This window comes from Helicobacter sp. 13S00477-4 (assembly GCF_002272785.1).
Classification (GTDB): Bacteria; Campylobacterota; Campylobacteria; order Campylobacterales; family Helicobacteraceae; genus Helicobacter_J.
Genome location: NZ_MLAS01000011.1, coordinates 22,001 through 34,349 on the forward strand (window position 1 = coordinate 22,001; position 12,349 = coordinate 34,349).

A 12,349-nucleotide genomic window follows, 5' to 3' on the forward strand; every position below is an offset into this window, starting at 1 on the left:
AAAAATCTATATTAGGATAAAATCCATACAGATAACGATAGTTATCATTTACATTATGCACTCTCCATAAACATTATACCAATAAAGTATGATCTCCTTTAATCTATAATTAAATAATTTTTAACAATAAAAAATTAAATAGAATATATTTTAATTCTTAACTTTATTTATTTGAGATTGTATCGCTTCAATCACTTCAGTTGATTTAAAAGGATTCTCAATGAATTGTTTTTTTATTGTGAATTTCAAATTAGGATGTTCTCTGTAATTTTTAAATATATAACGCAATTCTTCAGAAGTCACTGATTCATAATGTTCATTGGAAGGATCGAAAACATTTTTAAGCTTCTTTAAGTCTAAATCCTTAACCTTATCTGTATGAGAATGATGTTCTGTCACTAAAAGATCAAGATTGAAATAAATTTTTCCTCCAGAATCCAAAACATTTTTTAAAACCTCTGTCGTTTTGATTCCAAAAAATCTTTCTTCATTCAAAGCACTGGCATTTTTGAAATAAATATCATACAATTTTTTTTCTTCTCTTGTTAGATTTTCTACATTAGGTGTTGATCGATTGATAAGATTTGATAACCCATCCATATTGTGTTCTTGAGCGACTTTTTTAATAGCATCCATTAGATTTTTTCCACTATCGATATTTTTAATTATTTTTAGATTATTTTCATCCCCAACAATACCTTCAAAAATTTTTTGATTATCACCTTTTGGAATACTAGCAACTCCATTTTCACGAGCTTTAGTGATCGGGGGTTTAAAATTTAAAATTTCTTCTTTCAATAAATTAGGATTACCTGAAGCAACTGAAGAGGCAAACTCATAAAATCTTTTCTGTCTATCAGGACTCTGAGCCATATTCAAAGCATTCAAATAATCATCTGCAACCAAAGGTCTTTTAGCAACTTCTTCGGGCGAAAGGCTATGATATAAATCTCCTCTAGTTTGGTGTAAGCCATATATGAGGGCTATATTTGAAAAATTCGGCTCACCTTCAAGACTGGATTCAAAATTTTTCTGATTGACAGGGAAATGCTCTATATTTTTTTCTTTTTGATTGTAAAAATGATTTTGAACTTCAGCATCTGGTTCGTTTAGATTTTCCCTTGAAAAAGCCCTTCGGATTCTATCTAAAATAGAGTTTGAGTTTGAACCACTAGACTGTGTTGCCTCAATAGGATTATCTAATTGGGGGTCTTGAGCTAATATATTTTCAAACTTTCTTTTAACAGCTCCGCCATGTTCAAAAGCTTCTTTCTCAAATATCTGATCCCGATACATATGATAATTCTGATCACCATCACGAAAATAAAACTCTTTATTAGCTTTCAAAACAGTTGTATAATCTTTAATGCTTTGAGGTATGTTAGGATTATCTAAATTTTTGATGAATACAGCTTGTTGTTTATGTGTCATCTCATGAACGACAGTATCCAAAAGAGTCAAGCCAACTTGTTTGGATGTAACATTTTTCTGATTTTTTAAATAAAGTTCCTTATATTCTTTGGGTGTTAAGATTTCAATAGCATCCCTTTGATGGGAATAACGTGCGTAATCATAGTTTGGGGAAAAATTAATCTTTGTATCCGTAGAATTCAAAGGAGTATTGTTCAAAGTTTCAGTATAAGCATCAACAATCATTTGAGTGAACTCTCTGAAATGCTTTTGCTTTGAAAAATCACTATTGAGTAAATAATCCTTGATCGCAGGATTATTAATTAATCTAGAATCTAAGTCTTGATAAACTCCTCTTAAAAAATTTTTATATTCGCCTGAATCATTATGATAAGGTAAATTTTCACCAATTTCAGAAAGGAGAATAATAAAATTTTCTCTGACATCTCTATCTCTGTTTTGTTTTGAAAAAATTGGATTTTCCATTAAAGTATTTAGGATACCAGCAGTTTGAGATAAATTGACATCTTGTACCTCAAAAACACCTCTTTCCATAAAATCTATCAAATCTTGTTTATCAGATTCACTTCGTTTATCTTCAGTTTTAATTGGTATCCTTTCAGGTATAACTTCTTCTCCAATATTTGCAAATTTATCCAAGTCTTTTTGATGTTTATTTTGACTTGCTATCAAAGCTTGTTCGGTTTGCGCAAATTCGCTTTTTGGAGGGAGATTTTCATTGATTTTTTTATAAGAATCCATTGATGCTTGATTTGATAGATTTTGTGCATTCCCTACATCATAAGTTGATTTATCAAGTCTAAAAAAATTCTTAATTTTTTTTATGAAAGGAGTTTGTTCTAATGAAACAGAAGTCATGGAAGTCGATGGTCGAGTAACAGAGGGATTACTCCCCTCATTATCAGTTCTGTTAGGTTTACCATAAAGCAAAACCTCTTTCTTTAAAACCACTGGTTCAAAGTGAAGAGGCTCTGCAATGCCTGAAAAAATCACATTACCCTGAGTTGTATTGTCTTGTGAAGAAATAAGGTGATTTGGCTTGGGCTTAGAACTTAAAAGTTGCTTTATCTGACCCACACTCCCACTAAAACTCATATTACCTCCTGCAAATGAATTGCTTGAAGTAATCTCAAGGGCATTATTCACATCAGAAAAAATATCTTTAGCTTCAATGCTTTTACCATTTACTTCTATACCTCCCTTAGCAGCTGTATTGATATTGATAGCTGTGTGCAAAATACTTTTTTGAGTATTAAAATCACCTATATCAATCTGTGTTCCAAAGTCTCCAGATGTACCCCCAGAAACATATACAGCTCCACCACCTGAATTTATCTCTAAATCCAAATCATTGATTTGTAATTTACCCCCTACATCAAAATCTCCTTCTTCAATACTTGAACTCAAAATACCTCCATTGAGTTGTGCATCTCCTAACACTTTTACATTCAATTCTCCTTTTGTAAGAATACCTGATTGGACTCCGACGCTCTTAGAATTATCATAATAATATCCTGCTCCTGCATTGAGTGAAAAATCTCCTTTAGCAATCGTATTGCTGGCTACACCTAAAGAAACATCCCCTCCTAAACTTATGTTGAAATCCTTTGAATCTTTTGAATCTATTGGGCTTGTGATATTTAAATTACCACCTACATAAACATCTGCAGTATCTGCGTTGAATCTCCCTCCATTGATATTAACATCTTCTTTAGCAACGATAACTAAATGATCTTTGACATCAAACATAGAACTTTGAAAAGTATTTTGATCCTTTTGACTATAAGAAATACTAGCACTTCCACCCGTACCTATATCAGTATTAGCTCCCCATAATGCGGAATAACCTGCAGATTCTTGAAATGTTCCAGATACATTGATATCAAGTCCAATTTCTTTCTTTGTGTTTTTTGCTGCTTGTATATTAACATCTCTAGCAGAATCCAAATACAAAGAAGAACCCCCATTAAAAGCCACTCCATTCAAATCAATATCTCCCTTTGTGGTTTTAATGATAAAATCCTTAGAACTATCAATATGCGTGATATTTTCAATCCCACCATAAGAAGCATTGAACCCTAAATTCAAACTGACTTCTTGGGTTGAGTTTACTCCAATAATATCATTAAAAATAAGATTTGTAGCAGCTCCTGCTGCTTGTGCTGCGACAATGCCTGCATTGATATTTTGACCTGCTGCTACTTGAGCACTCACTCCTGAGATCATATTCATTGAATCTGCCATAGAAGAAGTTGTGCTTAATTTTTGTTTGAGTGAAAGGTGCAATCCAATTGAAAAATTATTTTCTTCATTTTTATATTTAGTGCTTTGAACATTCCCTGCTTCTAAATACCCTCCATTATTACTTGAAATAAAATTAGCCCCTCCAATATCAGCTGTTCCTTTAGCAAACATCAATAAATCATCATTAGCTACTATATTTGAATTGGTATAAGTTATAGGGTCTGCTTTTTGATAATCCAAACCAAATTCTAACCCAACATCTGCAGAAGCTAAAGCATCCATTACTGTTTTTCCTGATGTAAGGCTTTGCGGATCAAAAGCATTATGAGTATTTGTAAAATTTTGCTCTTCATTATTTCCAAAACCTGCTGAAACACTATTTCCTAACAAACCTGCCCCAGCAGAACCAACGATGCCAAAACCATAAGAAATATTTTCATAATGCATTGAATTTTTTCCAGGCTTATAAGTCAAATCCTTTTTACTATTAAAAACAATCCTCCCTCCAGTAGAAATAACATCTGATCCAATTACTGATGTATTCCCTTCAGAACTAATAATCATCTCCCCATCTGATTTTACAGAAGAACCTGTAGATAAAGAAGAATCTTGATGTTTATCACTGCCTTTAAATCCAAGAAGTTGACTAGATATTTGAGAAGAGTTTAAAGTTGTTTGATTATGGGAATCAATAATATCAATATTGCCATCAGCCACTAGGATTATTTTTTGTTTGGAATACAAATCAGAAGCTTGGATGCTTAAATCTTTTTTGCTCACAATATTTATATTACCCAAAGCCTGAATACTGCTGCCTACTGCCTTATCTATTTTGGTATCTGTATGGCTCAAGCTCAAGTATTCAAACATATTAGTATTTTTATTCATCCCATCAAAACGTGTGTCATTCACAAGGTTAACTTTTTCTCTGCCCTCAAGGATTTTAATATCTCCATCAGAAATCAGATTAAGATTGCCCTTGCTAGAAGTTTGAGACAAAGCAGAACCTTGAATAGTAATGCCCTCTTTGGACTTAATAGTAATATTATCTGCTTGCAATTTTGAAGATTGCACAGAATCCACTTCTACCATCGTTGTGCTGACCCAAAAAGAATCTGAATCTTTTTTTGATTCTTGCATAAAATCTGAGTTCTTGGCATTGTCTTCTATGATTTTTATCTCACCATTTTCAGAGATAAGATCAATATGGGCACCTTCATCACTGCTTTGGATTGAAGTGTTTTTAATAACGATGTCTTTTTGAGTTTGGATAAAAAGCCCATTATTGGAATCCAATGCTGCTTGATTTATATTGATGGCATTTCCAGTTTTATCCATACCTATAACGCTTTCTGAAGAAAAACGTTCAGCAATAATCCCAACTTCATCCCCAGAAATAACTCCTCCAATATTTTTCACTTCTCCTTGAGCTTTGATGATAGTATTGCCTTGTAAGCTTTTTATAACTGAAGATTGATTTTCTACATCCCCTACTTCTAAAAATACATTACCCACAGAAGCTATCATTGAGTTTTTTTCATTAGAATCAGGGAGTCTTTTAAAAGTTGTGTTTTTAGAATAAAAAATCTGTGGTGTTAAAACTTCTTTATCCCCAATTTTCCTTTCTACATACCAAATAATATCTTTATCAAGCTCTTTGATTTGCTCTTCGCTCAAAGCTTTTCCAATGACTAAACCTAATTTTACACTTTCAGAAACAGCATTATCAAAAAGTTCTTTGATATCATTATTGTTTAAAGACTGGCTATAACCTAGATTGCGTATCAATTGTTCATTTAAAAGCCTATTTTCAAAGTAAGCATCTCCGATGACCGAAATAGGTTTTTCTGGAACATAATTGATTTGGGAAAAAAAGTACTCTGAACCAAAAAATTGACTCATATCTACTAAATCTTTCCTTGTTTCAATATAAAAATTTATTTTTTTATTCAAATGATTTGCATCACTATGGAATAAAAGCTGTTTGCCAAATGCCAAAATGGTTGTTTCATCAAGTCCTTGAAAATCAACGCCATCTCCCTCATTCAGATTGTCTGGATTTTGAATAATGGGTTTTTCTTTCAGTCCTGCTTGTGGGATGAGACTGATATCTGCTTGAGCTTGCTCCTTACTAGTTGAACCTGTAGAATTTTGTAATATCCCTCCACCTAAGAGAATGATTTGACCTCCTGATAAAATCTTCGCAGTATTTTTAGGTAGATAAGAAATGGTTGTATTCGGGTTGAAGCTCAGATCATTAGGATCCTCTTTTATTACCCAATCTGAACCAAATCCCTTAGCCATCAATGCCTTAAAAAAACTATCTTTGCTGCTTAAAACCTTGAGCAATCCAAAATAACCTACATTATCATCTTCAGAATATTTTGCTTTATCTAAAATCTCTAAAACATTCCCGCTCCCAATTTTATAAATTGATAAATTCCCTGCAAAAGTAGGGATTGCTGTTATATCCTGAATAGAAAATCTTCTCAATAAATCTTCTACATTGTAATTTATTTCTTTTGTATGGTTATGAACATTGCCTGAAATTATTATATCTTTAGTCGCAGCGATCACAGAACCATTATTATAAACATTAGCCTTCTTATCCTCTTCAAATTGTATGTTTAGTCTACCTCCAGATTGAATGATGGCTTGTTTATTCTCAAGATTATTTTTAATGCTATAACTAGTGTAATTAGCATTAAAATCCCTATTGCCAAAATAATTTTTTGCATAATAATAATACAAAGAACCACCCGGATTTGTTTGAAATTCTATTGCACCTATAGCCTTTGAATTGTTATAGAGTGTTTGGGTAAAAATATTCATATCACCAAAAGAATGTATAAACCCTACATTATTATCAATCCTTTTTGCACTCAAAAATAAAATATTCCTAGCATCAATCATAGCATCTTCTTTATTAGTGATGTTATCAGCTTTGATCGCAATATCATTACCAAAAATATAACCTCCTTGCTCATTAAAAAATGTTTTCCCCTCCAAATAAATATCTTTTTGAGAAGCTAGCAAAGTATTTTTTTGATTCTTAATATTTCCAGCAGCCTTCAAACCAATCGAAGCTACGCTTATAAAATCTTCTTTGATGTCAATATCTCCACTGCTTTCAATCAAAAATTTCTCGCCTGCATTCAAATTCCTAAATGTTGAATCCACAACGACTAACCCTGATTTTAATTTTAAAATACCCTTGCTACTAATAGTCCCATTATGGTTATCCAATACATTAGCCAATGGTTTGGAATCATCTTTGAAACTCAAAAGTGTTTGTTCCTCACTTTCAATCTTGCCGCTATTAGATAAACTAGAAACCAAAAATGCTGCATTCAAAGCATTGATTTGAGAAGTGTTAGAAAAATCATTAGAATCCGCCTCAAAATTCCCTACATTTATCACACCATCATTTTTAAAATCTACACTTTGGGATTTAAAATTATTAGAAATAATGCTACCTTTATTATGAAATTTTTTTGCTTTTGTCTCAAATTGTTTAGCTTGAACATAAGGACTTGAAACATTTAAATTAATTTTTTCCTTCACGCTTTTATTGAAGATTTTAGTATTGTGAAAATCTTTGGCCTCTGTTTTTAAAACTTCACTAGCAAGCATAAGTCCTTCATTATTGATGTTAGCTGTTGTCTTTATGTTTATATTTGTGGCGAGCAAAGCAGAACTACTGATGTCTCCCTTAGCATCAATGATAATATCATTAGCACTTCGTATCACACCATCATGACGCACACCTACTCCTTCTTGAGTGCTAATAAAACGAATATAACCTGCATACATAGAACCTAAAATATTCCCATCAATAGAAAGACTTGGTTTCGAGGATTCAGATTGCCTGATTTGATTGATATGGGGATTATCCATAGAAACATCCAAACTAACATCATTCAAACCAGCAATAAAATTTACAGATCCTAGCCCATTACCATCAATTTTTGAAATATTGCCCGAAATCTCCATACTTTTAGCAATAATATTAAAATAATCTCCATCTGCACCCACTCCCTTTTCTAAGATGTCTATATTTCCTTTGTTGACGCTAATTTGACGATTGATATTATCAATCAAACCTGTGGTTAAAGTTACCCCATTAGTATTGATAAAAATAGCCCCATTCACAACCAATCCATTTTGATTAGCAATGATAATATCTGCATTTTTACCAAAAACTTCAAGCACCCCATTCAAAGAAGTATCGGTAGTAGAAATGACTTCATTAATGATCAATTTTGCATTTGAAGTGAGGTTTGGATTTGCGACCACATACCCACCAATAAGAGAAGTTCCATTTTCTAATGAGTTATTTAAAATCACTCCATTGTCTTTACCAATATCAAAACTCTGGTATTTGTTATGAGAAATACCATCTGTGTTTGGATTAACAATATTGACAACATCTCTGCCATTAGCAGAATTTATCATTTGAGGGGCTTTGACATCACCATCAAGAGGAGCAATATGATGCCTCACCCTCAAATCAGCTGAAAAAAGAGGTGATATGATTTGAGTGAGGACAATAAAAATCGAAAGAGCCTGCTTAGGAATATGCATTGAATAAAATCCTTTTAATAAATATATTTTTAAAATAATAATTATTAAATAAAAATATTTAAATTAAAATAAATTGGCATAAATTCTTTTGGCATATCCTTAGATCGTAACAATGGCTGAGAAACAATAAAACTCAAATTCAATATTTTCCAAAAATAGTTTATACCAAAAGCAGTTCCAATAATTTGGTCATTATAGTCTAATCCATAATCCCTCCCTCCACCATAATCAAGACCTATAAAAGGCTCTATATTCCAAACACTTCCTTGAAAATAGATTGGTTTTAAAGTAATCGTATTGCTCCAATAAGCACCCATATCCAAAGCCAAAGAACTTTCTTTGAATCCCCTCACTGTATATTGATCCCCAATGAAAAATTTATCTGCATAAAATAACTCATCATTACTATAACTAGACCCAATATTCAAACGATACACTAATCCAAGATACTGATTATAATAAAGATATTTTTGCCAAGAAGCATTCAAATTGATTTTATTATACTCTGCTTTGAAAACAGAATTTTTTACATCTCCTTGTCCACCCAATATAGGTACCCCCCTTAGGTATTCAATATCCAAATATAAATTCCCCCCAAATAGCTTATCAACATATTCCAATCCTATACCCAAAGCAGTATAACTCTTGCTATTGACTTCAATAAGAATATCATTGACTTTATTTTTTTGACCCCTGAGTTTAAGTTCTGCATAAAGAGTGGTTTTGCTATTTTTATCCCTATCCATTACTCTTTGGATTTTAAAAGTATTCCTAATATTTTGACTTTTATTCGTATAGTTTCCAAATCGCCCTTTAACTAGTGCATAATTATCAGTATAGCTTGTCGAATAATAAAATTTCCAATATTTAAAAGGAAAATAATAGCTCCCTGAATAAATACTCTCTTTATTTTCTAATCGATTATGAATAAAACGTTCCATGTATGTCAAAGATAATACATCATTCAATCCTAATAAATTGTATTGAGTCAAGCCTAAAACTGACCTAAACGCTCCTTTATCTATAGTAGAACTATTGTTAATTCCAATATTGACGCCTCCAGGCGTCTGATAACCTTCAATCAAAATATTAGAATAGCCTATTTGTTCTGCAGGCTCAACTTGCATAACATACCTATAACCACCATTGTTTAAATTTTCCAATCCCTGATCTAGTGCATAAATATCTAGCACATCATTTTTCTTAATAGGAAAGGCATCAAAAACTCTCAATTTAGAAAATTTGGAATCCTTAATCTCAATCTTATTGATATAACCAAACTGGATTTTTAAAATCAATTTTCCTGTTTTTACATTCCCTGATTTTATAGTTATAAGGGTCGTGCTATAGCCTTTTTTGATATAATATTCACTTGTCTTTTTTATCAATTCAAAAATATCTTGTTTACTCAAAGGCTTGTTTTCATAACTGATAAGTATTTTACTTATAGCTCTAGGGATTTTTGAAACTCCATCAAGACTTATATGAGAAAAAATATATTTCTGATTGTCCTCAAATGTTTTGATCTCACCTTCTACGATCCCTTTGTATTTATCAGGGTATTGGAGTTGATCGTGGATGTATTTTTGTTCATCTTCTTTGTGCAAAAGGTCTAAAATACGGTTTTGATTTTGTAATTGAGTATCTAAATTATCACCCCAAAGCTTAATGGCAATCAAAAAAATCCAAACTTTTTTCAAATCTTTATCCCCATTTTTAATACTATTGAATGATAATGACCATCTAATACCCCTCTTTTGATCCTCATATCATCAAACAAAACCTGAAAAATAACCCGATAAATAGACTTCTCAAATCCAATAGCATAATAAAATGTCCTTTCCAAAGTCCTATTTTGTAAAAATCCTACTCTACTGACTATCATCGTATCAAGAAAAGTAGGCAACTTTATGAGTGTAAAAAAAAGCCCTACATTCTTTTTATCACTCAATAATGGATTAATCCTACGTATCTCCGCACCTAGGCCAATTTGAACTTGTCCAAATTTTGGAACAGTAGAATAAATATCTACTCCATAATCAAAAAAATTAATCAATGTTTCAGATTCATTCTTTGCTTTAAAGTTTTGATAAGGGACTATACCAATTTTAGGTTCTATGAAAATACCCCCAGCACCAAAAACTACTCCAATAAAACAAACAAGTATTAAAATCATTTTCATTAATTTCACCAAAATTAAAAATCATTCAAAGCAACTTTTTTATAAGCTTTTAATAAAGCATAGCAAAAAAATACTTGACAAAAAATAATATTATTTGATTAAAAAATCAAATAAGCATAAAATCTGTATAATCCCTCATCTAAAAACACATATAATTTATAGGGGATTTTATGGAATATTTCAAAAAATTTATGATTATTTTTTTATTCATTGGTCTTATGACACAACTTCAAGCAAGAAAAAAAGATGCTTTTGAAATCTATGGAGATATTTTTCAATTTTTACCAGCAATGGCAGCAGTCTATTCTTTGACTCAAAAAGATTACAAAGGTTTGGGACAACTTGCCATAGGCACTGGAAGCACTCTAGCCCTAACTTATGCTATTAAATATAGCTTTGTAGGTATTTCTAGGAACCATCCCAATTGGGCAAAAATCTCCCAAAGACCAAATCATGGAAGCTATGATGGATTCCCATCAGGGCATACTGCTGCTGCATTTTCAGCGGCTGGTTTTATGCAAAGAAGATATGGATGGAAATGGGGAGTCCCAACAACACTCTTAGCTACTTTAGTTGGAATTTCAAGAATCACTGCACAAAGGCATACCGTCACTCAAGTGATTTCTGGAGCTATCATTGGGTATGGTCTGTCTTATTTAGTTACGAGCAGATTAGATAAAAACCTTAATATTGACATCAACCTTGATAATGAAGAAATATCAAAAGGTGTTTATCAAAATACTTATATGTTATCGCTGAATTATAGATTTTAGATTATTTTAGTATTCTAGGGAGGGTGATACCTATCTGACCTTGATATTTTCCTTTTTTATCTTTATAGCTCGTAGCACAAGCCTCATCACCCTGCAAAAACAATACTTGTGCAATACCTTCATTTGCATAAATCTTAGCAGGCAAAGGTGTAGTATTAGATATTTCTATTGTGATATGCCCTTCAAACTCTGGCTCAAAAGGAGTTACATTCACAATAATACCACACCTAGCATAAGTACTTTTACCCAAACAAATCGCTAATATATCTCTTGGTATCCTAAAATATTCTATTGTCCTTGCCAAAGCAAAAGAATTTGGCGGGATGACACAATAGCCATCTTTTGAGGCATTGACTTTTATGACATTACTATGATGAAAATCCTTAGGATCAACAATCATAGCCCCTACATTTGTAAAAATCATGAACTCATCACTCACTCTGATATCATACCCATAACTACTCAAACCAAAGCTCACAACATTTTCACCAATTTGCTTTTCACAAAATGGATCTATCATTCCATATTTAAGACTTGCTTCTTTGATCCATGTATCTGATTTTAATCCCATATTGTTACTTATTCCTAAAAATTTTTTTAAATTAAACTTATGGTATTATACCAAAGATAAAAACCCAACTTGATAAAATCTCCAAAAAAGGATAAGAGAATTATGAACCTTTCAGAAATAAAAAAGCTAATTGAAATATTTGACAACTCTGGAGTATCACGTTTAAGCCTCAAACAAAATGACTTTGAACTCAAACTTGACAAACAATCTATTAGCACACAAATACCTTCAAGACAAGCTCCTTCCCAAACAATCACAGCACCCCAAGCCTCTCAATTACATTCAACTCAAAATGAAACAACTGTGCAAACAAACACAAATTCTGGTGAATTTATCACATCTCCTATGGTAGGTACATTTTATAAATGTCCATCTCCTGGTGCTGCCCCATATGTCAATATAGGCGATACAATCAAAAAAGGTCAAACAATAGGCATCATTGAAGCAATGAAAATAATGAATGAAATTGAAGCTGAATATGATTGCAAAATCATCTCGCTTGAAGTCAATGACGCTCAACCAGTAGAGTTTGGCACTAAACTTATCAAAGTAGAGAAAATATAA

Annotated in this window: 6 protein-coding genes; 2 read left to right on the forward strand and 4 right to left on the reverse strand. The window is 32.0% G+C overall.

Annotation, left to right across the window (positions count from 1 at the left end):
- Positions 1 to 150: 150 nt before the first annotated feature.
- The 3 genes from BKH44_RS06410 to BKH44_RS06420 are packed head-to-tail and all read right to left on the reverse strand — an operon-like array spanning position 151 to position 10,441.
- Complete coding sequence (locus BKH44_RS06410) at positions 151 to 8,259, reverse strand: hemagglutinin repeat-containing protein (RefSeq protein ID WP_095271406.1); 8,109 nt, start codon at positions 8,257 to 8,259, stop codon at positions 151 to 153.
- A gap of 44 nt (positions 8,260 to 8,303) precedes the next feature.
- A complete protein-coding gene (locus tag BKH44_RS06415; RefSeq protein ID WP_180674133.1) occupies positions 8,304 to 9,959 on the reverse strand; it encodes a ShlB/FhaC/HecB family hemolysin secretion/activation protein in 1,656 nt (551 codons plus the stop codon).
- The gene (locus BKH44_RS06420) at positions 9,956 to 10,441 is read right to left on the reverse strand and encodes a hypothetical protein (RefSeq protein ID WP_095271412.1); all 486 of its coding nucleotides are present in this window, start codon (positions 10,439 to 10,441) and stop codon (positions 9,956 to 9,958) included. The genes BKH44_RS06415 and BKH44_RS06420 overlap by 4 nt, the downstream gene beginning before the upstream one ends.
- 170 nt (positions 10,442 to 10,611) lie before the next feature.
- On the opposite strand from BKH44_RS06420, the gene BKH44_RS06425 reads away from it, so the two are divergent.
- Complete coding sequence (locus BKH44_RS06425; RefSeq protein ID WP_095271416.1) at positions 10,612 to 11,214, forward strand: phosphatase PAP2 family protein; 603 nt, start codon at positions 10,612 to 10,614, stop codon at positions 11,212 to 11,214.
- Between the two features lies 1 nt (position 11,215).
- On the opposite strand, the gene dcd is transcribed toward BKH44_RS06425, so the two are convergent.
- Positions 11,216 to 11,785 carry a dCTP deaminase gene (gene dcd, locus BKH44_RS06430; RefSeq protein WP_095271419.1) on the reverse strand — a complete coding sequence of 190 codons (570 nt, stop codon included), beginning with the start codon at positions 11,783 to 11,785 and terminating at the stop codon, positions 11,216 to 11,218.
- Between the two features lie 102 nt (positions 11,786 to 11,887).
- Between dcd and accB the strand changes: the two genes are divergently transcribed.
- The gene (gene accB / locus BKH44_RS06435) at positions 11,888 to 12,349 is read left to right on the forward strand and encodes an acetyl-CoA carboxylase biotin carboxyl carrier protein (RefSeq protein ID WP_095271422.1); all 462 of its coding nucleotides are present in this window, start codon (positions 11,888 to 11,890) and stop codon (positions 12,347 to 12,349) included.

What these genes read in the sequence shown, in the direction of transcription:
- dcd (WP_095271419.1), bottom strand. Translation starts at nt 11,785, where the DNA reads ATGGGATTAAAATCAGATACATGGATCAAAGAAGCAAGTCTTAAATAT.
- BKH44_RS06425 (WP_095271416.1), top strand. Translation starts at nt 10,612, where the DNA reads ATGGAATATTTCAAAAAATTTATGATTATTTTTTTATTCATTGGTCTT.
- BKH44_RS06420 (WP_095271412.1), bottom strand. Translation starts at nt 10,441, where the DNA reads ATGAAAATGATTTTAATACTTGTTTGTTTTATTGGAGTAGTTTTTGGT.
- accB (WP_095271422.1), top strand. Translation starts at nt 11,888, where the DNA reads ATGAACCTTTCAGAAATAAAAAAGCTAATTGAAATATTTGACAACTCT.
- BKH44_RS06410 (WP_095271406.1), bottom strand. Translation starts at nt 8,259, where the DNA reads ATGCATATTCCTAAGCAGGCTCTTTCGATTTTTATTGTCCTCACTCAA.